The organism is Georgenia wangjunii (assembly GCF_036421975.1).
Taxonomy (GTDB): domain Bacteria; phylum Actinomycetota; class Actinomycetes; order Actinomycetales; family Actinomycetaceae; genus Georgenia_A; species Georgenia_A wangjunii.
The window spans coordinates 96,486-121,005 of sequence record NZ_JAZGON010000008.1; the positions used below are offsets into that span (position 1 = coordinate 96,486).

A 24,520-nucleotide genomic window follows, 5' to 3' on the forward strand; every position below is an offset into this window, starting at 1 on the left:
ACGCGCCATGGGCGGCGAGACGCACCTCGCACCGGCCACCCGGCGGCGCCCCGGCGCGCGGTACCCGGCGATGTCGGTGGTCGCGGTTAGCGTCGAGGCATGCGCATCCTGCACACCTCGGACTGGCACCTCGGGCGCACCCTGCACGGGGTCGACCTGCTCGAGCACCAGGGCGCCTACCTCGACCACCTCGTCGAGGTCGCGCGCACCGAGGGCGTCGATGCCGTCCTCGTCGCCGGGGACGTCTACGACCGCGCCATCCCACCGGTGAGCGCCGTCGAGCTCCTCGCCGACGCGCTCGTGCGGCTGACCGAGCACACGCGCGTCATCCTCACCCCGGGCAACCACGACTCGGCCACGCGGCTCGGGTTCGGCGCGAGCCTCTTCCAGGACCACCTCACGGTGCGCAGCCGGGTCGAGGGCGTCAGCGACCCGGTCCTCGTCCCGTCCCGCGACGGCGCGGAGCGAGCGCTCGTCTACGCGCTGCCCTACCTCGACCCGGACACGTGCCGGCACCGCCTCGCGGGTCCCGAGACCGACGACGACGGTGCGCCGCTCGTCCCGGCCCGCTCGCACGAGGCGGTGGCCGCGGCCGCCATGCGCCGGGTCCGCGCCGACCTCGCGCGGCGCCGCGCGGGGCGCGGGGAGCGGGTCCCGGCCGTCCTCATGGCGCACGCGTTCGTCGTCGGCGGGCAGGCCTCGGAGTCCGAGCGGGACATCCGGGTCGGCGGGGTGGACAGCGTGCCCCTCGGCGTCCTCACGGGAGCCCCGGGCGACGGAGCGGGGATCGACTACCTCGCGCTCGGGCACCTCCACGGCGCGCAGCGCGTCGGGCCCGACCTCGACCCCGGCTCCCGGCGCCCCCACGCCCGGTACGCGGGCTCCCCGCTGGCGTTCTCGTTCTCCGAGATGAACCAGCGCAAGTCCTCCGCGCTCGTCGAGCTCGGCCCCGACGGGGTCCGGGCGGTCGAGCTCCTCGAGGCACCGGTCCCCCGCGCCCTGTCCGAGGCGGTGGGCACGCTGGACGCGCTCGCGTCCTCCGCCTTCGACGCCCAGACGCGGGACTGGGTGCGCGTCGTCGTCACCGACGACGTCCGCCCCGCCGACCTCTACGCCCGCGTCCGCGCCAGGTTCCCCCACGCCCTCGTCGTCCAGCACCGTCCCGCCACCGCTCCGGCCGGGGCGGGCGCGGCGCCCGCGATCACCGCCCTCGACCCGCTGCGGGTCGCCGCCGACTTCGTCCACGCCGTCTCCGGGGCCGCCCCGACCGAGGCGGAGCAGGCCGTGCTCGCGCGCGCCTACGAGGCCGTCCTCGCCGCCGAGAGAAGCGCCTGATGCGCATCCACCGGCTCACGCTCCAGGCGATCGGCCCGTTCCCGGACCGCCACGAGGTCGACGTCGACCGGCTCGCCGCCGGCGGGCTGTTCCTCCTCGAGGGCCCCACGGGTGCGGGCAAGTCCACCCTCATCGACGCCACCGTCTTCGCGCTCTACGGCTCCATCGCCTCGAGCGAGACGAGCGAGGACCGGCTCCCGTCCGCCCACGCCGGCCCGGACGTCGAGCCGTTCGTCGACCTCACGTTCTCGACCGGCTCCGGCATCCACCGCGTGCGCCGCACCCCCAAGCACGAGCGCCCCAAGCGGCGGGGCAGCGGCGTCACCACCCAGAACGCCACCGCCAAGCTGTGGCGCCTGGGATCGGTCGAGGACGAGGCGGGCGAGCCGCTCGCCGCGACCACCCAGGAGGTCGGCACCGAGATCGGGCGGATCGTCGGGCTCGACCGCTCGCAGTTCACCCAGACGGTCGTCCTTCCCCAGGGCCGCTTCGCCGCGTTCCTGCGCGCCAAGCCCGAGGAGCGGCGCACGCTTCTCCAGGAGGTCTTCGGCACGGAGGTCTACGAGCGCGTCCAGAGCCAGCTCGCCGCCCAGGCGCGCGACGCCCGCGTCGAGCTCGCCCGCGCCGCCGAGGAGATCCGGACGGCGGCCGCCGGGTTCGCCCAGGCGGCGGGCCTCGGCGAGGAGGAGCGAGCCGGGCTCGAGGACGCTGCACGGGAGCTCGACGGTCCCGGGCTCGGCGGCGCCGCGGACGCCGCCTGCACGGAGGCCGCCGCCCGTGCCGAGCGCGGCGCCGAGCAGGAGGGCGCGGCCCGCACCGAGGAGCGCGCGGCGCAGGCCGGCCTCGACGCCGCCGCGGACCTCGCCGCGCGGCTCGCGCGCCGCAGCGCCCTCCTCGGCGAGGAGCACGCGCTCTCCGAGCTGCGCCCGGCCGTCGCCCGGGCAACCGAGCACCTCGCCCGGGCCCGGCGAGCCGCGGGGACCACAGCCTCGCTGCGCGCGCACACGGAGGCGGCCGCCCGGTCGCGGGCGGCGCGGGAGGCCTTCGCCGTCCGCCTCGCGGAGGTGTCCGTCGGGGAGCACGCCGCCCTCGCCGAGCTCGTCCCGCCCGACGGCGCCGCCCGGAGCCACCTCGCGGCGCTGCGCGCCGCCGCCCAGGACGCCGCGGGTGAGCGGGGCGCACTCAGCGACGTCCTCGACGTCGAGGCGGGGCTCGCGGGCCGCGCCACGCGCCTCGCGGCCGCGCAGGCCGCGTGCACGGCGGAGCGCGCCGCGCTCGACACCCGGGCGGAGGTCTGCGCCGCACGTCCGGCGGAGCGGGCGTCCCTCGTCGCGCGCGCCGCCGAGGTCCACGGTCTGGCCACCGAGGTCTCCGGCGCCCGCGCTGCCCACGGCCAGGCGGAGGCGCTCCTCGCGACAGCCCGCCGGTGGGCGGCGCGCGCGCAGGAGCACCAGCGCGCCCGGGAGGTGCACGGTGCGGCGGTCATCGCCGCGCGCAAGGCGCAGCAGGGCGAGCACGAGGTCCGCCTGCGCTGGATCGCCGGGCTCGCGGGTGCGCTGGCCGCCGAGCTCGAGGACGCCGAGCCGTGCCCCGTGTGCGGTTCCCCGGACCACCCCGAGCCGGCGACGCCGACGCCGGAGCACGCGAGCGACGCCGAGGTCGAGGCGGCCACCGCCGCCCGCACCGCGGCCGACGCCGCGCTCACCGCGGCCCATGCGACCGAGGCCGCCCTGCGGCGCGAGGTCGAGACGCTGCGCGAGGCGGCAGGCGAGCGCGACGTCGCCACCGCCGCCGCCGAGCTGACCGCCGCCGCCGAGGCGCTCGCCCGGGCGGAGGCGGCGGCGGCGGAGCTCGCGTCGCTCGAGGCCGAGCTCGCCGGGTTCGACGCCCGCACGACCGAGCTCGAGCGCGCCCTCGCCGACGCGCGCACGGCGCTCGCCACCCGGGAGGCGGAGGTCGCAGCCCAGGCCGAGCACCTCGAGCGCGACCGCGGGCACTGTGCCCACGCCCGCGGGGACGAGCGCTCGGTGGCCGCCCGCTCGGACGGCCTCGCCCGGTACATCTCCGCCGCCCACCACCTCGCCGACGCCCTCGAGGAGCACCTCGCCGCCGAGCGGGCCGTCACCGAGGCGGAGGCCGCCCTCGCCCGGACGCTCGCCGAGTGCGGCTTCCCCGGCGCGGAGGAGGCGCGCGCCGCGGCCCTCGACGCCGCCACGGTCGCGGCGCTCGAGCGGGAGGTCGACGACCACCGCGCCCACACCGCCCGGGTGGCGGCGGGGCTCGCGGAGGAGCCGATCGCCGCGCTCACGGGCACCGAGACTTCCGACGTGCCCGCGGCGGCCCTCGCCCACGGCGAGGCCCAGGAGCGGCTCACGAGCGCGACCCGCGAGGCCGCCCAGGCCCGCGAGTGCGCGGAACGGGCCGCGAGAGCACGCGAGACCCTGCGGGCGGCGCTCGCCGCCCACGAGGAGCGGACGGCGGCCGCGGCGCCGCTCGTGCGGATGGCCAACCTCGCAACGGCCGCCGAGGGGAACGCGAGCGCGACGACCCTGGCGACGTTCGTGCTCCTACGGCGCTTCGAGGACGTCGTCGCCGCCGCAAACGAGCGCCTCGCCGCGATGTCCGACGGCCGGTACCGCCTCGAGCGGATCGACGAGCGGGAGGGCGGGCAGCGCTCCCGCAAGGCCGGCCTCGGGCTCCAGGTGCGCGACCACGTCACCGAGCGGGCGCGGGACCCGCACACGCTGTCGGGCGGGGAGACCTTCTACGTCTCGCTGTGCCTGGCGCTCGGGCTCGCGGACGTCGTGACGAGCGAGTCCGGCGGTATCGCCCTCGACACCCTCTTCATCGACGAGGGCTTCGGCTCGCTCGACCCGGAGACCCTCGACGACGTCATGAGCGAGCTCGGGCGGCTCCACGCCGGCGGCCGGGCCGTCGGCATCGTCTCCCACGTGAGCGAGCTCAAGTCACGGATCGCGGAGCGGATCGAGGTGCGGCGGCTCCCCTCGGGCGCCTCGACGCTCACCGTCCGCTGCTGAGGGCCGGGGCTACTCCCCCAGCTCGCGGCGCAGGGCGTCGAGCTCGACGACGTCGTACCAGAGGAGGTCACGCTCGGCGGCGCGCTCGAGGGCGTCGTCGTCGCCCGCCACGGCCGCCGCCACGTCCTCGGCCGCCCCGGGCTCGTCGACGTGGATGCTGACGACGTCGCGCCACGTGACGGGCGCCGTCAGCTCGACGGCGCTGGGGAGGCGGTCGTCGTCGGGAGACCAGCGCTGGACGGCGACGTGCACGTGGTTCTCGGGGACGTCCGCCGCGACGACGACCCGGCGGGGCACGGCCGACCCGCGCTCGCGGAGGCGAGTGACGCTCTCGTCGGCGGCGGCGAGCACGGCGGCCTCGGCGAGCCCCTCCTCGTCCTCGTCGGGCAGCGCCGAGGTCAGCGCGGGCGTGACGGCGTGCGCCCAGCGGACGGGGAGCCCGTCGGGCTCGGCGAGGTCAGCAGCAGCGGCGGGGACGTAGATGCGCATGCGCTCAGTGTTGCCCACGCCGGCGTGTCCGTGCGGCACGTCGACGCTCCTTGCGCGTCACGGCGGTCCCGGCCAGGCGCGCGGCGAGCCCGGTGAACGCGGCCCGGGCCGGTGAGCCCTGCGCCCCCTGGACGAGGGTCTCGCCCACGAGGACGCACCGGTCGAGGGCCGCCCGGTCGTCCGGTACGAGGACGGCGTCCTCCACCCCGGCGAAGCGGACGAGCGCCTCGTGGATGGAGCGCTCGGGCTGCGGCCCGGCCGCCGAGACCCGCACACGGTTGACGAGCACGACCCGCTCCGCGCCCGGCGCGCACACGGCGCGGTCGGCGAGGTCGTGCAGGGCGGTGACGAGCCGGTGGATCCCGACCGGTTCCCCGGCCCCCACGACCACCACGACGTCGGCGGCGGCGAGCGCCGAGAGCGTCGCCTGGTGCCGGCGGGGACCGAAGGACGCCTCGAAGCCCGCGCCGGCGCCCTCGATCCCGGCCCCGGTGTCGACGACCGTCCAGGCGGCGAGCTCGCGCGCCCGCTCCCACACGACCTCGAGGGACGTCGGCGGGAGCTCCCGCCAACGGTCGGCGCGGGTGAGGCCGGACAGCACCCGGAACCCGTCCACGGTGAGGCAGGCGCGCGCGAGGGCGGCGCGGTCGAGGCGACCGTTCGCCGCAGCGCGCGCGGCGGCCGCGATCCCGGCCGTCTCGTCGAGGAGGCCGAGCACCTGCGCCACGCTCGGGGCCTCGGTGTCGGCGTCGACGAGGAGGCAGGACCCGCCCGCCGCGGCGAGCTCGGCGGCGAGGTTGACCGCGACCGTCGTGCGCCCCGGTGCGCCAGGTGGTCCCCACACGACGACGAGCCGACCCGGGCGCGCGCCGTCGTCCGCGTCGTCCGCGCCGCCCGCGCTCGCCGCGCCGTCCGTGCCGCCCGCGCCGTCCGCGCCGTCCGTGCCGCCCGTGCTGTCCGCGACTGCCCGAGGGGACCCGGGCACGGGCGCACCCGGCACCTCCGCCGGGGACGCACCGTGTGAACGGCGACTCCCCCGCACGCGGCGAGGACCGCCCGGTGCCCCGGCGCCGGCCCCCTGCTCCGCCTCCACGCGGGAGGCACCCATCGCACCCGGCGCGCCTGGGGACGCATCGGTGAGCCTGGGCGTCGCCCCAGCCCCGCCCGGCCCCGTCGAGCTGGCCGCCGCCGGGCCGAGGCCCGCCGGCGCCGTCGACGCGGCCCCGTCCGCGTCCGGACCCGCCGGGACGGGCCCCGTCGTGCTGGTCCCCGCCCCGCCAGGGGCCGCCGCGCAGGGGCGCCCGGGGCCGGGGGCCGCGGGGTCTCGTCCCGCAGCGCCGGGGGTCGCCGCGCTGGCCCCCGCCGAGGCGTCCGCGTCGGGCGCCGCGTCCGCGACCGCGGCTGCCTGCACGGCCTCGGCCCATGCGGTGACGGGCGAGCGCGCGTCGAGGACCACCCGGGCACCGAGGCCGCGGCAGCGCTCGGCGTCACCGACGGCCGCGACGAGGACGGCGCGCACCCCCGCCGCCGTCAGGCGACCGACGAGCGTCCGGTCCACCCCGGCCAGGTCCCCGGACAGGACCGCGACGGCACCGAGCCCGGCAAGCGCCGCCGCGAGCACCTCGGGCACGTCCGCGCACCGGCGCACCACCCGTACCCCCGTCCCGGGCGCGTCGAGCAGCCGGACGAGCTCGCCCTCCCGAGCGCCGGTGACGGCGAGCAGGACCCCGGTGCTCATCCGCCGGGCACCGGCACGACCACGACGGCCCCGTCCCCGCTCACGGCGTCGAGGACCCCGGGGAGCTCCGCGAGCGGGACGAGCACCTCGACGGACGTCCCGCTCCCACCGGTGAAGAGGGTGTCGGCCTCGACGAGGTCGGCGACGACGAGATCTCCCGCGAGGAGCGTCGGGGTGGGCCGTTCCTCGAGGTCCCCGGGGCGCGCCGGGTGCGTGAGCCAGAGGTCGACGACCGATCCCTTGCCGAGCCCGCTCGGCACCGACCCGGACAGCGGTACGACGACCGGGCGCAGCGCGAGCACGTCCTCGCTGCTCACGGCCGCGGCGGGGACCATCTCGCCCGGGCCGACGACGCGGGTCACCACCGCGTCCGCGGGCAGCCCGTCGGCGACGCGGAGGTACGCGCCCTCCGTCCCCGGACTCGTCTGCACGACGCGGACACGGCGCTCGGTGAGCCGGTCGCCGGGCGCCAGCGCCGAGTCCGCGGCGTAGACCTCGACGGTGCGCGAGGCATCACCGACCACCCACGCGCCGAGGGCGACGGAGGCCGCCACGAGCAGGAGGCCCACGCCGAGCCGAGGGTCGCGCCACGTCGGGCGCCTGATCCGCCGGGCGGCGGGACTCTCCTCGCTGCTCATGGGCTCCCCCTCGTTGGTGCCGGCACCGATGAGGGACATCGTGCCGGTCCGGGGGCCGGAGAGGCCAGAGTCATCCACAGCGGTCTGTCGTCCCGGTCACTGCGGTGGACCGGTGAGACACTGACGCCATGCCGCGCTTCCTCTCGCTCGCCGACGTCGCCGAGGAGCTCTCGGTGTCCGTCGCGCAGGCCCGTGCCCTCGTCCACTCCGGCGAGCTCCCGGCGATCCAGGTCGGCGGGCGTGGCATCTGGCGGGTCGAGGCCGTGGCGCTCGAGGAGTACATCCAGCGCCAGTACGCCCGTGCGCGGGCCCGGCGGGAGAACGCCGACGCCCCCGACTGACCGGCCGCGCGGACGGCCTAGCTCGTCCGCACGGTGAGGAGGTGGCGCAGCGCCACCGTGACGACGGCGCGGCTCCCGGCCTGCCCTGGCACCTGTGGCCCCTCGACGTGCACGTCGACGTGGTCGAGGCGCACCCGCAGGATCCACCCGCGGTGCTCACCGGCCATCGTGCGGACGACGACGCGGGCCTCCTCGCGGGCGAGCGCGCGCAACGCGTGACCGATCCGCAGCCGGCGCTCGACGCCGCCCGGCTCGGGCGCGACCTCACCGAGGGGCCATGCCGCGACGACGGCCTCGAGGGGCACGAGCACCCGGCGCTGCCCCTCGCCGACGAGGAGCCACTGGGGCGCCGCGTCGACGACGACGCCGCGCACGTCGCTGCCGTCGACGAGGCGGATCGTCAGCGGGTGCCCACGGCGGGCGCGCAACCTGTCCGAGAGGGCCGCGCGGGCCATCTCGGCCTCGGCGAGATCGACGACGAGGTCGTCGTCGAGGTCGCGAGCCGCGTCCTCGAACTGGGCCTCGAGGTCTCCGAAGAGGGCTTCCCAGCGCACGTCCCCACGCTAGAGCCGGACAGCCCGCAGGGACGCAGATCCGTCCACAGACCTCGCCCGCGGTAGACAGCCACGGCGGACAGGCGTACACCTAGACACCTCAAATCGCATCAACCGTCATCAAATGTGTCGATGCGCGACGACAGGCGGACGGGGGACGGCGTGGGCACACGGAGCCTCACCGGCGCGCTGCTCCTCGCGACGGCCCTCACGGCCGGGCTCGCGCTTGCTGCGCTCACCCTGGCCGCACAGGTCCGCACCGCGCCGACCGCCGACGCCGTCGTCGCCGCCTCCGTCGTGGGTCTCGGGGTCCTCGTCGCGGCCTGGTACGCCGTCACCGCCGCCCTCGCCCTGGCGCTGAGGGCCGCACGCGCGCTGGGCGTCGGCGTCGCCGCCCTCGAGGACGCGCTCCTGCGGGCGGGCGCCCCGGTCCTGCGCCACGCCGCGGTCGTCGGCGCCTACGCGGGCCTCGGCCTCACGCTCACCGTGGCGCCGGCCGTCGCCAGCGCCGAGGGCCCGTCCGCGCCGGCGACCGCGGCGGCTGCCCTCCCCGCGGACCTCGGGCCCGGGGCTCCCGCCCCTGCCGATGTGCCGCTCGACGTCGGCATCCCCGGTGACGCACCCGGAGCGGCGAGGCCCTCCGGCGGCCGCGTCGGGGCCGACATCCCCGGCACGTCCGTGCACGCTGCCCCCTCCGGCGCCCCGGGCGCGGCCGCCCCCGTCGCGGCACCGTCCCCGCACGTCCCCTCCGACCTCGTCCCGGGCGGATCGGCACCGACGGGCCCGGCGTCGACCGGGCCCGCACCGCCGCTCCCGACGGACGCCGGCGCTGCTACCGGCACCGGCGTCCTCGATGACCGCACGGGCAGCGACGCCCCGACGCGCGACCCGTCGCCCGCGGAGGCCTCGGCCGCACGGCCGGCGGTGCCGGCAGTGCCTGCTGGGCCGGATGAGCCTGCTGTGCCGCTGGGGCAGGCTGAGCCGGCCGCACCGCGGGGCGCGCCCGCACCCGGAAGCACTGCGGGCACGGCGCCCGGTCCCGGGCCGGCCGAGCGCGGGCCTACGCCGAGCGTCGAGCCCAGGGCCGATGCACCGGCCACCCCCGGGCACGCCGGCCCGGCCACCCACGTCGGCCGCGAGTCCGGGACTGTTGCCACCTCCGTGCCGGCGGAGCGCCGCACGGTGCGTCCCGGCGACTGCCTGTGGTCGATCGCCGCCGCGCACCTCGGCCCGGACGCGGACGACCGTGCCGTCGCCGCCGCCTGGCCCCTGTGGTACGCCGCCAACGCGGCGACCATCGGCCCCGATCCCGACCTCATCCACCCTGGCCAGATCCTCCTGGCCCCGACCGAGGAGAACGACCGATGACGACGACGACGCTGCGGCGCCCGACGACCACCCGGGGTGAACCGGTGCCCGCCGCCGGGCGGCCCGGCACCCCGGTCCTGCCCCGCACGAGCACCGCGGCGCCGTGGGACCGCGTCCGGTTCAGTGCCACGACGACCTCGGAGCCAGAGGCGTCCGCCCTCGTGGGCACCGTGCCGGGGCGTACCCCCGACGCTCCGCCGCTGCCGGACCCGGCACCGTGGGCGGGGTCGCTCGTGCGGGCCGCCGTCGAGGTCCTCGTCGGCACCCGGCCGGTCAGCCAGCTCACGCGGTGGCTCTCCGCCGACCTCTACGAGGCGCTGGCCCGCCGCGCGGGGCTCGCGGTGCGCATCCTCGGCCGCCCGAGCACGGCCCGCCAGGCACGGATCCAGCACGTCCACGTGTGCGTGGTGCGCCCGGACGTGTGCGAGGCGTCCGTCGTCGTCCACGACGGGCAGCGCGTGCGGGCGGCCGCGGTGCGCCTGGAGGTGCACCGCGGCCGGTGGCGGGCCACCGCCCTGGAGATCGGCTGAGGGCCGGCCTCAGCCCTCGATGCCGCCGAGCATCTGGGCGAAGGAGGGCACGTCGCCGAAGGCGTCCGCGGGGCCGGCGTTCTGCCGGGCCGCGACCATCTCGGCGAGCTCGCGCCCCGCACGGGTGATGCGCCGCGCGAGGTCGTCCCCCTCGCCCGCCCAGTCGTCCGTGGCGGCGAAGACCGACGTCGTCGCGACGTCGGCGCGCAGGTAGGTGAACAGCGGGCGCACCGAGTACTCGAGGGCGAGGGAGTGGCGCGGGGTGCCGCCCGTCGCCCCGAGAAGCACCGGCATGCCGGTGAGGGACTCCTTGTCGAGAACGTCGACGAAGGACTTGAACAGGCCCGAGTACGTCGTCGTGAAGAGCGGGGTGACGGCAATGACGCCGTCGGCGCCGGTGACCGTCTCGAGCACGCCCCGCAGGTCCCCGCTCGGGAACCCGGTGAGCATCGCGTTGACGACGTCGTGGGCGACGTCGCGCAGCTCGACGGTCGTGACCTCGGCGGAGACGCCGCGGGAACCGAGCTCGGCGACGGTCGCCGCCGCGAGACGGTCCGCGAGGAGGCGGGTGGACGAGGGCTGGCCGATCCCGGCCGAGACGACGGCGATGGTGCGCGTACTCATGGTGGTCTCCTTGTGCGTCGTCGTTCTCAGAGCCCGAACGCCGCGCCGGCGGCCTGCGCCGCCACCGCGTCGTCCTCGGCGGTCTTGCCGGTCCAGTGGTCCTGCGCGGCCGGGGCGCTCGCCTCGGCGGCGCCGGCGGCGCGGGCGGCCGCGACGCGCTGAGCGTGCGAGGGCGGGTCGCTCGGCACGTGGGCGGGGCGCTTGGCCTCCATCTCCTTGCGCAGGACGGGCACGACCTCCCCGCCGAGGATGTCGAGCTGCTCGAGGACGGTCTTGAGCGGCAGGCCTGCGTGGTCCATGAGGAAGAGCTGGCGCTGGTAGTGCCCGACGTGGTCGCTCATCGCGGCGTAACGGTCGATGACCTCCTGCGGGCTGCCGACCGTGAGCGGGGTCTGGGCGCTGAAGTCCTCGAGCGACGGGCCGTGCCCGTAGACGGGCGCGTTGTCGAAGTAGGGCCGGAACTCGTTGACGGCGTCCTGGGAGCGGGCGCGCATGAAGACCTGGCCGCCGAGGCCGACGACGGCCTGGTCCGCGGGGCCGTGGCCGTAGTGCTCGTAGCGCTTGCGGTAGTAGGCGACCATCTTCTCCGTGTGGTCCATGGGCCAGAAGATGTTGTTGTGGAAGAAGCCGTCGCCGTAGTAGGCGGCCTGCTCGGCGATCTCGGGGCTACGGATGGAGCCGTGCCACACGAATGGCGCGACGCCGTCGAGCGGGCGCGGGGTCGAGGTGAAGCCCTGGAGCGGGGTGCGGAACTTGCCCTGCCAGCTGACGACCTCCTCGTCCCACAGCCTGCGCAGGAGCGCGTAGTTCTCGATGGCGAGGTTGATCCCCTCGCGGATGTCCTTGCCGAACCACGGGTAGACCGGGCCGGTGTTGCCGCGGCCCATCATGAGGTCCATGCGGCCGTCGGCGATGACCTGGAGCATCGCGTAGTCCTCGGCGATCTTCACCGGGTCGTTCGTCGTGATGAGGGTCGTCGCGGTCGAGAGGATGATGCGCTCGGTCTTCGCGGCGAGGTAGCCGAGCATCGTCGTCGGCGACGACGCGACGAAGGGCGGGTTGTGGTGCTCACCCGTGGCGAAGACGTCGAGCCCCACCTCCTCGGCGTGCTGGGCGATCGTGAGCATCGCGCGCACCCGCTCCGTGTCCGTCGGCGTGCGGCCGGTGGTGGGGTCGGTGGTGATGTCGCTGACGGTGAAGATCCCGAACTGCATGTCTGCCCTCGCTAGGTCAATGCATTTGCATGTACACAAGGGTGAACCGACAACCATGCCGGTCTATTCCGGGCCGACGGATGCACCCGAGAGACAAGGACGGCGCGGCCTCCGGAGAGGCCGCGCCGTTGCGCGAGCGTGCGCGGGCGTCAGCTCGCGGGTGGCTCGTCCTCGCCGGCCTCCTCGGCGGCGTCCGCCTCTTCCTTCGTCGCGTGGACCGCGCCGTCGGCGTGCTCCGGGGGACCGTAGACCGTGTAGAGCACGAGCGGGTTCTCGCCCGTGTTCGTGAAGTTGTGCTTCGTGCCGGCGGGGACGACGACGATGTCGCCGGGGACGAGCGACTTCGTCGAGCCCTCGATGACGGCCTTGCCGACGCCGGAGACGAAGGCCAGCACCTGGTCGATGTCCTCGTGGGTCTCCTCGCCGATCTCGCCGCCGGCCGGGATCGTCATGATGACGAGCTGGGTGTGCTCGCCCGTCCAGAGCACGCGCCGGAAGTCCGCGCTGCGCTCGGCGACGGTCGCGATGGGGAAGTGGACGATGTCCGTCATGGAGCTCTCCTGAGGGTTGATCGGTTGTCGTCCCCAGCCTGGCCGAGGCCGGCCGTCTCCGCCCGCCGAGAGACGACAGGGCCCCGGCACCATGTCGTGGTGCCGGGGCCCTGAGGGACCGGAGGGTCAGCGCTTCTTCGCGGCCTTGGCCGCGCGGCGTCGCGCCTCGCGGTTCTGGCCGTCACCCGCCGCCGCTGCGCCCGCGCCGTCACCGGCTCCGCGCCCCTCGGTGCGGACGACGGGCTTGGCGTCCCCGTCGGCCGAGGGGGCGGAGTAGCTGAGCGTGGTCGGCCGCTGGGGGGCGTCGAGCCCGACGAGCTGCGGCTCGCCCGCACCGCCGCCCACCGCACCGGAGCCACCGGCTGCGGCAGCCACGGGCTCCCGGTTGGCGGTCAGCGACTTCGCGCCGGCTCGCTTGCCCTGGGACTCCTTGACGGCCGCCGCGGGCGCCGCCGCGCCGTCGTCGTCGTCCGCCTCGTCCGTGGCACTCGCCGCGACGGGCGCCGCCACCGCGGCGGGACCGTCGGCCGGGACGGCCGCGGGCTGCTGCACCTTGACCTCGAGGTTGAACAGGAAGCCGATCGCCTCCTCCTTGATGCCCTCCATCATGGCCTGGAAGAGCTCATAGCCCTCGCGCTGGTACTCGATGAGCGGGTCGCGCTGGCCCATCGCGCGCAGGCCGATGCCCTCCTTGAGGTAGTCCATCTCGTAGAGGTGCTCGCGCCACTTGCGGTCGAGCACGGAGAGGATGACGCGCCGCTCGAGCTGACGCATGATCGCGGGGGTCACCTCCTCCTCGCGGCGGGCGTAGGCGAGGTGGATGTCGGAGGAGATCTCCGTGACGAGCATGTCCGGGGTGACGCGCGTGGCGTTGCCGGCCTCGGCGATGACGTCCTCGGCCGTGATCGAGACCGGGTAGACGGTCTTGAGCGCGGCCCACAGCGCCTCGAGGTCCCACGTCTCCGGGGTGCCGGCCGCGGTGTGCTCGGTGACGAGGCCGCGGACGACGTCGTCGAGGAACGCCTGGATCTGGTCCTTGAGGTCCTCGCCCTCGAGCACCCGGCGGCGCTCGTCGTAGATGACGGTGCGCTGGCGCGAGAGGACGTCGTCGTACTTGAGGACGTTCTTGCGGATCTCGTAGTTGCGGGCCTCGACCTGCGCCTGCGCGCTGGCGATGCCGCGGGTGACGAGCTTGGACTCGAGCGGCATGTCGTCCGGGTAGGCGGAGCCGTCCATGACCCGCATCGCCAGGCCCGAGTTGAACAGGCGCATGAGGTCGTCCTCCATGGAGAGGTAGAACCTCGACTCTCCGGGGTCGCCCTGCCGTCCCGACCGGCCGCGGAGCTGGTTGTCGATGCGGCGGGACTCGTGGCGCTCCGTGCCGAGGACGTACAGGCCGCCGAGGGCGGTGACCTCCTCGTGCTCGGCGGCGACGGAGGCCTTCGCCTCCTCGATCGCCGCGGGCCACGCCTCCTCGTACTCCTCCGGCGTCTCCGTCGGGTCGAGCCCCCGGGACGCGAGCGCGGCGATGGCGATGTGCTCGGCGTTGCCGCCGAGCATGATGTCGGTCCCGCGCCCGGCCATGTTCGTCGCCACCGTGACGGCGCCCTTGCGCCCGGCCATCGCGACGATCGGCGCCTCGCGCTCGTGCTGCTTGGCGTTGAGCACCTCGTGCGGGACGCCACGCTTCTTGAGCATCCCCGAGAGGAGCTCGGACTTCTCCACGCTCGTCGTTCCCACGAGCACCGGCTGGCCGGCGGCGTGGCGCTCGACGAGGTCCTCGACGACGGCCTCGAACTTGGCCGTGACGCTCTTGTAGATGAGGTCCGGCTGGTCCTTGCGCTGCATCCCCTTGTTCGTGGGGATGGGCACGACGCCGATCTTGTACGTGCTGGAGAACTCGGCGGCCTCGGTCTCGGCCGTACCGGTCATGCCGGAGAGCTTGTCGTAGAGACGGAAGTAGTTCTGCAGGGTGATGGTCGCCAGGGTCTGGTTCTCCGCCTTGATCGCCACCCCCTCCTTGGCCTCGATGGCCTGGTGCATGCCCTCGTTGTACCGGCGCCCGGGCAGCACGCGCCCGGTGTGCTCGTCGACGATGAGCACCTCGCCGTTCTTGACGATGTAGTCCTTGTCCCGCTTGAAGAGCTCCTTGGCCTTGATGGCGTTGTTGAGGAACCCGATGAGGGGGGTGTTGAGGGACTCGTAGAGGTTCTCGATGCCGAGGTAGTCCTCGACGGTGGCGATACCCGGCTCGAGGACCCCGACCGTGCGCTTCTTCTCGTCGACCTCGTAGTCGGTCTCGTTCTTCATGCGCAGCACGAGCCGCGCGAACTCGGCGTACCACTTGTTGACGTCGCCGGAGGCGGGACCGGAGATGATGAGCGGCGTCCGGGCCTCGTCGATGAGGATCGAGTCCACCTCGTCGACGATGGCGAAGTTGTGGCCGCGCTGGACGAGCTCGGCGGTGGTCCACGCCATGTTGTCGCGCAGGTAGTCGAAGCCGAACTCGTTGTTCGTGCCGTACGTGATGTCCGCGGAGTACTGCTCGCGGCGCTCGTCCGGACGCTGGCCGGAGGTGATGCAGCCCGTCGTCAGTCCGAGGAAGCGGAACACGCGCCCCATGAGCTCGCTCTGGTAGCTCGCGAGGTAGTCGTTGACCGTGACGACGTGGACGCCCTTGCCGGACAGCGCGTTGAGGTAGGCGGGGAGCGTGGCGACGAGGGTCTTGCCCTCACCGGTCTTCATCTCCGCGATGTTGCCGAGGTGGAGGGCGGCGCCGCCCATGATCTGGACGTCGAAGTGGCGCTGCCCGAGCGTGCGGCGGGCTGCCTCGCGCACCGTGGCGAAGGCCTCGGGGAGGAGGTCGTCGAGCGACTCCCCCGCGGCGATGCGCTCCTTGAACTGGTCGGTCTCCTCGCGCAGCTCAGCGTCGGTCAGCGAGCTGACCGTGTCCTCGAGCAGATCGACCTGCGCGGCAATCGCGGTGAGCTGCTTGAGGATGCGCCCCTCGCCCATCCGCAGGATCTTGTTGAGGATCGAAGGCACTCGCGCCACTCCCGGTCTCGGTCGTCGTCGGCGCCGTCGTCGACGCCCGTCTGCCCGCGCCCTGACGGGCGCGCACCTGCTCCCATGGTAGGCGCCCCCGGACGCGGCGTGCGTCACACCTCTCGAGCGGGCCTCACCCGCCGACGACGGCGCGCAGGGGGCCCGTGAGGTCCCCCGCCGCGTCGGGGTCGACGACGACGGCGCCCAGCCCGAGCCACTGCGCCATGACGGCCAGCTCGGCGGCGAGCTCGGTGACGACCTCACCCGGACCCGGCCACGTGGCGAGCGCCGCGGCGTCACCGGGGGCGCCGGGCTCCTCGGCGTAGGCGGTGCGCACACGCAGCACCCCGAGCGGCCGGTCGGCCTTGAGGTCGACCCGCGCGACGAGGTGCTCGCCGAGGAGGAAGGGCAGGACGTAGTAGCCGTGCGTGCGCTGGGCGGCGGGCGTGTAGATCCCGATCCGGTAGTGCATGCCGAAGAGCGTCGCGAGCCGCTCGCGCTCGAAGACGAGCGGGTCGAACGGCGCGAGGAGCGCACGCGCTCGGGTGCGGCGCGGGACGCGGGCGCCGACGTGCAGCCAGGCGGGTCGGCCCCACCCGTGGACGCGTACCGGCTCGAGCTCGCCGGCGTCGACGAGGTCCGCGACCGCGGCGCGGACCGTCGCCTGGGGCCGGCGGAAGTAGTCGGCGAGGCAGCGCAGGGACGCGACGCCGTGGGCGCGGGCGGCGATCCGGACGAGCTCGCGGCTGGCGTCCGCCGGGTCGGGCACCCCCCGCGCGAGCACCGCCGGCGGCAGGACGCGCTCGGTGAGGTCGTAGGCACGCTCGAACTGGGCGGTGCGGTGGGCGGCGGTGATCTCGCCGGTGTCGAAGAGGTTCTCCAGGGCGAGCTTCGCCACGCTCCAGCGCCATCCCCAGCCGCCGCGCCGGACGGCGTAGCGGGCGTCGAGGAGGCGCTCCACCTCGCGCGTCGTCACCGGCCCGGACTCGGCAACGACGGCGCGCACCTCCGCGAGTGCGCCGGGGTGCTGGGACTCGAGGGTCTCGACGCCCATCCCGGACCAGCGACGCCGGGTCTGGAGGAGGAGCGGGTAGGTCTTGGCCGGGACGTAGCAGGCCTCGTGCCCCCACGTCTCGACGAGCCGGCGGGGCGGGCGGGCGGTGGCCCGCTCGAGGAGGGCGACGTCGTAGGGACCGAGCCGGGAGAAGAGCGGCAGGAGGTGGGCGCGCGCGAGGACGTTGACGGAGTCGATCTGCAGCAGGCCGGTGCGCTCGACCGTACGCCGGACGTGCGCCGTCGTCACCGGTGCGGGTCGGGCGCGGTCGAGGCCCTGCGCAGCGACGGCGACGCGCCGGGCCTGGGCGAGGGTGAGCGTGCGCACCCGGCCATCCTGGCGCGTCGCGCGGTGGGGCGCACGTGCCCTCCCGGCGGCGGCACGTGCCCGCCGACCCGTCCACGCACCATGTCGGCACCCGGGGGCCTCACGCGCCTCGACCCGCGCCGTGCACCTTGTCGGCAGGCGTACGGCGCGGGTCGAGGCTGAGCGGCGTGCGGGGACGGGGTACAGGCCCCCGTCCCGGAGGGAGCGGCCTACTCGGCGGGGGCCACCACGGTGTTGAGGCGGATGACGCCGTAGGTCCAGCCGTGGCGGTGGTAGACCGCGCAGGGCTGCCCGGTCTCCTCGTCGATGAAGAGGTAGAAGGGGTGGCCGACGAGCTCCATCTGGTAGAGGGCCTGGTCGACAGTCATGGGGTTCGCCTCGTGCATCTTCTGCCGCACGATGACCGGGGAGTCGCCGAGCTGCGCCTCGACGGCGACGCCGGTCTCCGTGGGAGCGACGGGGTGCTCGGGCATCTCGTCCACGATCTCCGGCTCGGGCGCCGGGGTGGCCACGTCGACCGGCGTGAGGCCGTTCTGGCGGCCGTGGTGGTTCTTGCGGCGGTCGCGCGCCCGGCGCAGCCGCTCGAGGAGCTTCGTCGTCGCGAGGTCGAGCGCGACGTAGCGGTCAGCGGCGGAGGCCTCGGCCCGGATCGTCGGCCCCCGGTCGAGCACGGTCAGCTCGACCCGCTCCGCCCGGTCCGCGAGGCGCGGGTTGCGCTCGTGCGTGATCTCGACATCGATGCGCTGCGCTCGGGGGGCGAGCTGCCCGACCTTCGACAGCTTGTCCTCAAGGTGCTCGCGAAAACGTTCCGGCACCTCGGTGTTACGACCGACGACGGCGATATCCATGTTGACCTCCGTGGAGTTCGAGACGGGACTCTGTGGCCCCGGACGGGTGGCTCAGCCCTGGCGGGATGAGCGGTTGATGCGTCTCCCACCTCCCCCCGCGGACCCGCGCGCACGTCTCGCCCCATCGCGATGACGGTGCGGGTCGGGCTCCATGACCTCACGCTAGTCGAGGTGGGCGTGTCCAACATCTCGATCTGCTCCCCGGCCCGGTACCGCGGGCCGTCGGACGCCCCGCGCCGTGGGCGGCGTCGAGGCGAGGACGAGCGCGCCACCCACCCGGGCACCGGCACCGGCGAGCACGCGGGCGCACTCCGCGAGCGTCGCTCCCGTCGTCACGACGTCGTCGACGAGCAGCACGACGGTGCGGGGCGGGGGTACCGCGACGAGGCGCACCGTCCCGCGCCGGTTCCGGGCGCGCCCACGCGCGCCCAGCCCGCTCTGGTGCGCGCGCCCACCGCGGCGGCGCAGCACGTCGACGACGAGGACCCGCCGCCTGTGCGCGCCCGACGGCAGCGCGTCGGCCACCCCCCGCGCGACGGCGTCCGCGAGGTCGGCGACGACGAGCTGGCGGCGCAGGCGCCTCCCGAGCCCCGACGGCGCGGGCACGACGACGACGTCCGCAGCACCCGTGAGGTCGAGCTCCGGGTCGCGGGCCCACGCGGCCCCGGCGCACCGGCCCGCGGCGAGGACGGCCGGCGCGACGTCCGCGCGGCCGTGGCTCTTCCACCCGAGGACGACGTCGCGGACCGGGCCCGCGTACTCCGCCAGCGACCACGTGGGCAGCACCGGTCCCGCGCCCGTCCCGGCAAGCAGCGGGGCGTCGGCGTCGCACCGCGCCGGCGGCCCGTCGAGCAGCCGGGCGCACTGGGCGCACACCGCCACGTCCCACCGACCGCAACCCGCGCACTCCACCGGCAGGACGAGCCCGAGCCCCTCGCGCAGCCCGGTCCGCAGCTCCTCGGCCCAGCCTCCCCCGGCCGGCGCTGCGCGCCCGTCCTTCATCGCCGCACCATCGCACCCCGCCTCCCGGTCCGGGCCGGGCGGCGCCGCACCGGTGGACGCCCGGCCCCGGACCCCTCCTGTTCGGGACGCGCGACAGCCGCCGGCGGCGCCCGGCCGGGAGCACGGCCGTGCGCGGCGGCGGCTGTGCCGGGTCGTGGTGGGTCTGGCGGGAGCCGCGAGGGACGAGCGGCGGATGGAAGACCCGGCACGGCCGCCGACCCGCCCCACCGCTCCCACGGCGCCCAGCCCCCGCGCCGGCCCTCGTCGGAGGCCTGCTACCCCGGGTAGGCCGGGTCGTGGACGGCCGTCACGGCCAGGCTCCACCCGAGGCCGTTGCGCTCGTACAGCTCGCCCTCGGCGGTCCCCAGCACGAGCGTGCGGTCACCGGTACCGGCGGCGATCGTCGTCGCGCCGGAGACGGCCGGAAGGTCCGTCGTCGGGCCGCCGATCGGGAGGAGGTGCACCGAGGGGACCTCGTCCGTCCCGCTCTGGCCGAGGACCGCGACGGTCTGCTCGTCCACCCACGCCGCGACGGTCGCGCTCGAGAGCACCTCACCCAGCCGCACCGGCTCCCCGAGGGCGAGGGGGGTCCCGTCGGTGTCACGCACGACGGCTGCCACCTCCACGGCCGAGGCGCCCTGGCTCGACCAGATGACGACGGCGCGGGCACCGTCGCGGGAGATCCGCACGGAGTGGACGTCGTTGCCGGCGAGCCACGTCGCGTCCACCTGGGCCACCGTGCCGTTCTCGCGGACAGCCCGGAGCGCGCCGTCGCTGCGCGTCGGGGTCGTCCACACCCAGCCGAGCCGGTCGATCGACGGTCGCACGAGGCCCGTGCCCTCGAGGAGCACGACGGCCGGTGACTGCGTCGTCGGGACGGTGACGAGCCGGTCCGGGCCGTCGAGGACGACGACGGGCCCCGGGCTGCTCTCGTACGGCACGGCAGGATTGTTCGGCTCCATGCCTTCCATGGGGACCGTGTCCGCCAGCGTCGTGAGGTCGAACCCGTTGAACCGGAAGAGCTCGACGCCCGAGACGACGACGGGGTTGGCGGTGACGTAGGGGTTGCGCAGGAGCGTGGGGACGGTGCCGTCGACCTCGAACGGCGACCCCGCGACCGTGACGCGGACGGACTGGACCCCCCGCACGGCTCGGAGCGAGGCCTGGAGCTGGGCGAGGATGTACGCCCGCTGGGGGACGCTCGCCGCGAGCACCTCGGCGGAGAGGTCGATCTGCGCCGCGCCGTCGAGGATGCTCACCGAGTCGACCGTCAGGCTCGTGCCGATGGGGACCGCGCTGACGACCCCGGGGGCGAGCCACGGAGAGGGCCCGTCGAGGACCCCGCGGACGACCGACGTCGCCGCGTGGCGCTCGGGGAACCAGCGGGTCTCGGGGACGAGCGACTCCCGGTCCTGGCTGAGGAAGTAGATGGCGTGCTGGACGTACTGCGCGTCGAAGACGGCCGGGGACAGCAGGATCCCGTCCTCGAGGTCGGCGATGCGCCACTGGCCGTCCAGGCCGCGGGCGAGGCTGAAGTCGAGCTCGATCGTCGTGTCCGGGGCGGCCTCGGTGTAGCGGCCCTGGCCGTCGACGCTCGCCGCCGCGAGGACGCTCACGCGCACCGCACCGTCTGCCGCCTGGGAGATCTCGAGCTCGTCCCGGGCCGCGTAGAGCCGCACCTGCGCGCGCGGGTTCCACGTCTGCGAGACGGGACCGGCGAGGAACTCCCGCGCGACGGTGAACTCGTCCCCCGCGCCACCGGCGACGGCGCGCAGGAACCCCTGGACGATCGCCTCGGGCTCGGCGTCGGGCGTGGGGCCGTAGGCGACGAGGGCGACCGCGTCGGAGGCCGGCGGCTCGGGGGCGGCCGCCCGGACGGGCCCGGAGCGCGGCAGGCTCGCGCACCCCGCGAGGACGGCGAGGAGGACGAGGGCCGCGAGGACGCGGCGCACGGCGCGCGGCGCGCGACGGTCGCGGGCGGCGCTCATCGTCCGCCCACCCTGAGGTCGGGCACGGCGGCGGGGCCGGCCGGCTCGTGCGGACGCGGGTGCGGCTCCGTCCGGTCGGGCAGGCTCTGACGGAGCTCGAGCGGGGACCCCGTGAGGACGACGCCGGCGCGCCGGGGCAGGGTGAGCCGGAACGCGGCACCGTCCCCGGGCTGGCCCCACGCCTCGAGCCAGCCGCCGTGGAGCCGCGCGTCCTCGAGCGAGATCGCGAGCCCCAGGCCCGTACCTCCCGTCGTCCGGGCCCGAGCCGGGTCGGCCCGCCAGAAGCGGTTGAAGACCTGCTCGGCCTCCTGCGCCGTCATGCCCACGCCGTGGTCGCGCACGAGCACGGCGACGGCGGTGGCGTCGACGCCGACGGTGATCTCGATGGGCCGGCCCTCGCCGTGCTCGATGGCGTTGATGAGGAGGTTGCGCAGGATGCGCTCCACCCGGCGGGAGTCGATGTCCGCGGTGCACGGCCGGCCCGGTCCGGTCACGGTGACGGTCGAGCCGCTCCGCTCGGCGAGCGGCGCGGCCATGTCGACAGCCCGCTGGACCACGGCGACGACCTCCCGCTCCTCGGCGTCGAGGACGGCGGCGCCCGCGTCGAAGCGGCTGATCTCCAGCAGGTCGGCGAGCATCGACTCGAAACGGTCGAGCTGGGTGTTGAGGAGCTCGGCCGAGCGCCGGACGGCGGGGTCGAAGTCGTCGCGCGCGGCGTGGAGCACCTCGCTCGCCATCCGGATCGTCGTCAACGGGGTACGCAGCTCGTGCGAGACGTCGGAGACGAACCGTTGCTGGAGCCGGGAGAGCTCGGCCATGCGCTCGATCTGGTCCTGCAGACTCTCGGCCATCTCGTTGAACGAGCGCCCGAGCGTGGCGAGCTCGTCGTGACCGCGCACCTCGAGCCGCTCGTCGAGCAGGCCGTCCGCGAGCCGCTCGGCCGTCCGGGCCGCCTGCTGGACGGGGCCGAGGACGCGGCGCGTGAGGATCCACGTCATGGCACCGAGGAGGAGGACGAGGACGGCGGCCCCGGCGGCGAGGACGCGCATGACGACGACGAGCGTCTCCTCCTCCGGCGCGAGCGTGTAGACGGCGTAGAGCTCGTACGTCCCGACGACCGGGAGGGTCACCGGCGTGCCGACGACGATGCCCGGTGCACCGCCCATCGACTGCGGCAGCTCGACGGACTGCCAGTGCTGGCCCCCCTCGGCGGCGACGGCCTTGCGCAGCTCGGGCGTGAGGACCGGGTCGTCGTCGTCGAGCAGCCGCGCGTCCGTCACCGCCTCGTTGATGAGCACCTGCGACTGCTCGGCCGGCGAGCGCAGGAGCATCGTGCCGACCGCCCCGGACCCCGCGCCCTGGAGCGAGACGATGAGGTCGTTCGCGAGGTCCTGGACCTCCGGCCCCGTCGTCGCGAGGCCGGTGTCGAAGCGCTGCTGGACCGTCACGGCGCGGGCCGCGGCGTCGGCGAGGACCCGGTCCCGCCGCTCCTCGAAGAGGCCGTCGCGGATGGTCATCGTGACGAAGAGCGCGAGGACGACGAGGGCGGCGAGGCCGACGAGCGCGGTGAGCGTGCCGACCCGCAGGCGCAGCGAGGACCGCCACCGCATCGCGACGGTGCGCGCGATGCGGTGAGCGCGGCGTCTCAGGCTCACGGGCGTGTCCTCCTAGACCTGCGCGGGCGCGGTCACCGCTGCGGCGCCCCCGCCCGGTACCCGACCCCGCGCACCGTGACGACGACCTCCGGGCGCTCGGGGTCCTTCTCGATCTTCGCGCGCAGCCGCTGGACGTGGACGTTGACGAGGCGGGTGTCCGCCGCGTGGCGGTAGCCCCACACGTGCTCGAGGAGCACCTCGCGGCTGAAGACCTGCCACGGCTTGCGCGCGAGGGCGACGAGGAGGTCGAACTCGAGCGGCGTGAGCGCGATGACCTCCTCGCCCCGCAGCACCTGGTGCCCGGCGACGTCGATGAGGAGGTCGCCGATCTGCAGCCGCTCGGAGTCGGGGCCCGTCGTGCGGCGCAGGCGCGTGCGTACCCGCGCGACGAGCTCCTTGGGCTTGAACGGCTTGGGGATGTAGTCGTCCGCACCTGCCTCGAGGCCGGTGACGACGTCGATCGTGTCGGACTTCGCGGTGAGCATGACGATGGGGACGTCGGACTCCGCGCGGATGAGCCGGCAGACCTCGATGCCGTCGAGCCCCGGCAGCATGAGGTCGAGGAGGACGAGGTCCGGCTGCTCGGCGCGGAAGGCGTCGAGCGCCTGGGCACCGTCGGCGCAGAAGGCGACGGTGAAACCCTCCGCTCCGAGCACGATGCCGATCATCTCGGCCAGGGCGGTGTCGTCGTCGACCACGAGGAGACGAGCATTCATGCCCCTATGGTCGCACCCCTGCACGGCGCGCGGTCCACACCCGGCGCCGCGGCGCGGCAGGTGGCGCCGGCGGTCCACTCCCGCGCCGCCCGACCATGGCACGATGACCGCGGACGGCACCGGGTGGTTGCGAGCGCACGAGAGGAACGCACGATGAGCCAACGGCCCGAGGACGAGGGCACGCGAGGTCAGGACGACGCCCCCCGCTACGGCCGGTACGGCGCGCCGCAGGACAACGCGGGCGGTACGCCCCAGTACGGCCAGTCCGGGCAGAACAGCCAGTACGGGCAGTCGGGGCAGTACGGGCAGTCCGGGCAGAACAGCCAGTACAACCAGTACAACCAGTACGGGCAGTACGGCCCCCCGCAGGAAGGCGGCGTCCCGCCCGCCCCGCCCGCGCCGCAGCACGGCCGGCCCGAGTACGGCCAGCACGGCACCCCTCCGGCGCCGCCGGGCTCCCCGGCGGCGCAGTACGGCCAGTACGGTGCGCCCGCCGGCGGCGGCTACTACGGCCCAGGCTTCGCCCAGGTGCCGGCCGCCGTGCAGCCCGGGATCATCCCGCTGCGCCCGCTCACCCTCGGCGAGATCTACGACGGCGCCTTCCGCGCCATCCGCACCAACCCCGCCGTCATGTTCGGGCTGTCCGCGATCGTCGTCGGGGTCAGCACCCTCATCGAGCTCGCCCTCATCGGGACGTTCCTCTCCGACCTCGAGACGTTCGTCCTGTCGGGGTCGACCGACTTCGAGGGGGTCGTCAACGCCGGGTCGCTCGCCGGTGTCCTCCTCGCGGCGCTGGCCACGAGCTTCGCGACCGTCATCCTCACCGGCCTGCTCATCCTCTCCGTGAGCGACTCGGTCCTCGGCCGCAAGATCTCGATCGGCGGCGTCTGGCAGCGCGCCCGCGGGCAGATGTGGCGCCTCGTCGGCCTCACGCTCCTGCTCGGGGTCGGCGGCACGGTCGCAGGCTTCGCCGCGATCCTCCTCTTCGTCGGGATCGTCGCCGGGCTCGCCGCGGTCAGCGGTGACCTCGTCGTCCTCGGGGTGCTCCTCGGCCTCGTCGTCTTCATCGGCCTCGGGCTCGTCCTCGCCTGGCTCGGCGTGCGGACCATGCTCGCCTCGCCCGCGATCATGCTCGAGCGGACCGGCGTCCTCGCGAGCATCGCGCGCTCGTGGCGGTTGTCCAGGCGCAGCTTCTGGCGCCTGCTCGGCATCATGCTGCTCACCCTCGTCCTCCTCGCCGTCCTCCAGGGCATCCTGTCCGTCCCGTTCACGATCGTCGGGACGATCATCGGTGGCACGACGTCCCCCACGTGGCCGCTCATCCTCCAGTTCCTCGGGCAGGCCATCGGCTCCGCCGTCGCCATCCCGTTCGTCTCCGCCGTCCTCGCGCTGCTCTACATCGACGTCCGCATGCGCCGCGAGGCGCTCGACGTCGAGCTCGCGCGGGCGGCCCAGGGGGGCTGAG

At 75.4% G+C, this 24,520-nt stretch carries 20 protein-coding genes; 6 read left to right on the forward strand and 14 right to left on the reverse strand.

Going from position 1 to position 24,520, the window contains the following annotated elements; all coding sequences use genetic code 11:
- Positions 1–99: 99 nt before the first annotated feature.
- The gene (locus V2J63_RS12325) at positions 100–1,335 is read left to right on the forward strand and encodes a metallophosphoesterase family protein (RefSeq protein WP_331231340.1); all 1,236 of its coding nucleotides are present in this window, start codon (positions 100–102) and stop codon (positions 1,333–1,335) included.
- Positions 1,335–4,373 carry an SMC family ATPase gene (locus V2J63_RS12330; protein ID WP_331231341.1) on the forward strand — a complete coding sequence of 1,013 codons (3,039 nt, stop codon included), beginning with the start codon at positions 1,335–1,337 and terminating at the stop codon, positions 4,371–4,373. The genes V2J63_RS12325 and V2J63_RS12330 overlap by 1 nt, the downstream gene beginning before the upstream one ends.
- A 9-nt stretch (positions 4,374–4,382) precedes the next feature.
- Here V2J63_RS12330 and V2J63_RS12335 read toward each other — a convergent pair whose 3' ends face one another.
- The 3 genes from V2J63_RS12335 to V2J63_RS12345 are packed head-to-tail and all read right to left on the reverse strand — an operon-like array spanning position 4,383 to position 7,316.
- Complete coding sequence (locus tag V2J63_RS12335; protein WP_331231342.1) at positions 4,383–4,862, reverse strand: DUF6912 family protein; 480 nt, start codon at positions 4,860–4,862, stop codon at positions 4,383–4,385.
- A 4-nt stretch (positions 4,863–4,866) separates the two neighbouring features.
- Complete coding sequence (locus V2J63_RS12340) at positions 4,867–6,600, reverse strand: CpaE/TadZ family protein (protein WP_331231343.1); 1,734 nt, start codon at positions 6,598–6,600, stop codon at positions 4,867–4,869.
- A complete protein-coding gene (locus V2J63_RS12345) occupies positions 6,597–7,316 on the reverse strand; it encodes a hypothetical protein (protein ID WP_331231344.1) in 720 nt (239 codons plus the stop codon). Before V2J63_RS12345 ends, V2J63_RS12340 begins: the two co-directional genes overlap by 4 nt.
- A 50-nt stretch (positions 7,317–7,366) precedes the next feature.
- Between V2J63_RS12345 and V2J63_RS12350 the strand changes: the two genes are divergently transcribed.
- On the forward strand, positions 7,367–7,579 hold the full coding sequence (locus V2J63_RS12350; protein WP_331231345.1) for a helix-turn-helix domain-containing protein: 213 nt from the start codon (positions 7,367–7,369) through the stop codon (positions 7,577–7,579).
- Between the two features lie 17 nt (positions 7,580–7,596).
- Here the strand turns inward: V2J63_RS12350 and V2J63_RS12355 are convergent, their stop codons facing one another.
- On the reverse strand, positions 7,597–8,133 hold the full coding sequence (locus V2J63_RS12355) for a hypothetical protein (protein ID WP_331231346.1): 537 nt from the start codon (positions 8,131–8,133) through the stop codon (positions 7,597–7,599).
- Between the two features lie 132 nt (positions 8,134–8,265).
- Between V2J63_RS12355 and V2J63_RS12360 the strand changes: the two genes are divergently transcribed.
- Positions 8,266–9,501 carry a LysM peptidoglycan-binding domain-containing protein gene (locus V2J63_RS12360; RefSeq protein WP_331231347.1) on the forward strand — a complete coding sequence of 412 codons (1,236 nt, stop codon included), beginning with the start codon at positions 8,266–8,268 and terminating at the stop codon, positions 9,499–9,501.
- Positions 9,498–10,031: an Rv3235 family protein gene (locus V2J63_RS12365; RefSeq protein WP_331231348.1), complete on the forward strand. Its 534-nt coding sequence runs from the start codon at positions 9,498–9,500 to the stop codon at positions 10,029–10,031. Before V2J63_RS12360 ends, V2J63_RS12365 begins: the two co-directional genes overlap by 4 nt.
- A 9-nt stretch (positions 10,032–10,040) precedes the next feature.
- On the opposite strand, the gene V2J63_RS12370 is transcribed toward V2J63_RS12365, so the two are convergent.
- The 10 genes from V2J63_RS12370 to mtrA form a co-directional block, all read right to left on the reverse strand.
- Positions 10,041–10,655: an FMN reductase gene (locus tag V2J63_RS12370; protein WP_331231349.1), complete on the reverse strand. Its 615-nt coding sequence runs from the start codon at positions 10,653–10,655 to the stop codon at positions 10,041–10,043.
- A 26-nt stretch (positions 10,656–10,681) separates the two neighbouring features.
- Positions 10,682–11,869: an LLM class flavin-dependent oxidoreductase gene (locus V2J63_RS12375; protein ID WP_331231350.1), complete on the reverse strand. Its 1,188-nt coding sequence runs from the start codon at positions 11,867–11,869 to the stop codon at positions 10,682–10,684.
- 149 nt (positions 11,870–12,018) lie between these two features.
- On the reverse strand, positions 12,019–12,411 hold the full coding sequence (locus V2J63_RS12380; RefSeq protein WP_491062050.1) for a cupin domain-containing protein: 393 nt from the start codon (positions 12,409–12,411) through the stop codon (positions 12,019–12,021).
- A gap of 135 nt (positions 12,412–12,546) precedes the next feature.
- Positions 12,547–15,465: a preprotein translocase subunit SecA gene (gene secA / locus V2J63_RS12385; protein WP_331231352.1), complete on the reverse strand. Its 2,919-nt coding sequence runs from the start codon at positions 15,463–15,465 to the stop codon at positions 12,547–12,549.
- Between the two features lie 133 nt (positions 15,466–15,598).
- Positions 15,599–16,846: a winged helix-turn-helix domain-containing protein gene (locus V2J63_RS12390; RefSeq protein ID WP_331231353.1), complete on the reverse strand. Its 1,248-nt coding sequence runs from the start codon at positions 16,844–16,846 to the stop codon at positions 15,599–15,601.
- 209 nt (positions 16,847–17,055) lie between these two features.
- Positions 17,056–17,694 (reverse strand): ribosome hibernation-promoting factor, HPF/YfiA family, encoded by a 639-nt coding sequence (hpf, locus tag V2J63_RS12395; protein WP_331231354.1) that lies wholly within the window; start codon positions 17,692–17,694, stop codon positions 17,056–17,058.
- Positions 17,695–17,856: 162 nt separating this feature from the next.
- Positions 17,857–18,696: a ComF family protein gene (locus V2J63_RS12400; RefSeq protein ID WP_331231355.1), complete on the reverse strand. Its 840-nt coding sequence runs from the start codon at positions 18,694–18,696 to the stop codon at positions 17,857–17,859.
- 275 nt (positions 18,697–18,971) lie between these two features.
- Complete coding sequence (locus tag V2J63_RS12405; protein ID WP_331231356.1) at positions 18,972–20,684, reverse strand: LpqB family beta-propeller domain-containing protein; 1,713 nt, start codon at positions 20,682–20,684, stop codon at positions 18,972–18,974.
- Complete coding sequence (gene mtrB, locus V2J63_RS12410) at positions 20,681–22,339, reverse strand: MtrAB system histidine kinase MtrB (RefSeq protein ID WP_331231357.1); 1,659 nt, start codon at positions 22,337–22,339, stop codon at positions 20,681–20,683. The genes V2J63_RS12405 and mtrB overlap by 4 nt, the downstream gene beginning before the upstream one ends.
- A 32-nt stretch (positions 22,340–22,371) precedes the next feature.
- The gene (gene mtrA / locus V2J63_RS12415; protein ID WP_331231358.1) at positions 22,372–23,055 is read right to left on the reverse strand and encodes an MtrAB system response regulator MtrA; all 684 of its coding nucleotides are present in this window, start codon (positions 23,053–23,055) and stop codon (positions 22,372–22,374) included.
- Between the two features lie 153 nt (positions 23,056–23,208).
- On the opposite strand from mtrA, the gene V2J63_RS12420 reads away from it, so the two are divergent.
- Positions 23,209–24,519 (forward strand): DUF7847 domain-containing protein, encoded by a 1,311-nt coding sequence (locus V2J63_RS12420; protein ID WP_331231359.1) that lies wholly within the window; start codon positions 23,209–23,211, stop codon positions 24,517–24,519.
- Position 24,520: the final 1 nt, after the last annotated feature.

Bases quoted from the DNA above. Each gene is read 5' to 3' on its own strand.
- V2J63_RS12400 (WP_331231355.1), bottom strand. From the start codon at position 18,696: ATGAAGGACGGGCGCGCAGCGCCGGCCGGGGGAGGCTGGGCCGAGGAG.
- V2J63_RS12405 (WP_331231356.1), bottom strand. From the start codon at position 20,684: ATGAGCGCCGCCCGCGACCGTCGCGCGCCGCGCGCCGTGCGCCGCGTC.
- V2J63_RS12340 (WP_331231343.1), bottom strand. From the start codon at position 6,600: ATGAGCACCGGGGTCCTGCTCGCCGTCACCGGCGCTCGGGAGGGCGAG.
- V2J63_RS12335 (WP_331231342.1), bottom strand. From the start codon at position 4,862: ATGCGCATCTACGTCCCCGCCGCTGCTGCTGACCTCGCCGAGCCCGAC.
- mtrA (WP_331231358.1), bottom strand. From the start codon at position 23,055: ATGAATGCTCGTCTCCTCGTGGTCGACGACGACACCGCCCTGGCCGAG.
- V2J63_RS12360 (WP_331231347.1), top strand. From the start codon at position 8,266: ATGCGCGACGACAGGCGGACGGGGGACGGCGTGGGCACACGGAGCCTC.
- V2J63_RS12350 (WP_331231345.1), top strand. From the start codon at position 7,367: ATGCCGCGCTTCCTCTCGCTCGCCGACGTCGCCGAGGAGCTCTCGGTG.
- V2J63_RS12365 (WP_331231348.1), top strand. From the start codon at position 9,498: ATGACGACGACGACGCTGCGGCGCCCGACGACCACCCGGGGTGAACCG.
- V2J63_RS12375 (WP_331231350.1), bottom strand. From the start codon at position 11,869: ATGCAGTTCGGGATCTTCACCGTCAGCGACATCACCACCGACCCCACC.
- V2J63_RS12370 (WP_331231349.1), bottom strand. From the start codon at position 10,655: ATGAGTACGCGCACCATCGCCGTCGTCTCGGCCGGGATCGGCCAGCCC.
- V2J63_RS12325 (WP_331231340.1), top strand. From the start codon at position 100: ATGCGCATCCTGCACACCTCGGACTGGCACCTCGGGCGCACCCTGCAC.
- hpf (WP_331231354.1), bottom strand. From the start codon at position 17,694: ATGGATATCGCCGTCGTCGGTCGTAACACCGAGGTGCCGGAACGTTTT.
- V2J63_RS12420 (WP_331231359.1), top strand. From the start codon at position 23,209: ATGAGCCAACGGCCCGAGGACGAGGGCACGCGAGGTCAGGACGACGCC.
- V2J63_RS12330 (WP_331231341.1), top strand. From the start codon at position 1,335: ATGCGCATCCACCGGCTCACGCTCCAGGCGATCGGCCCGTTCCCGGAC.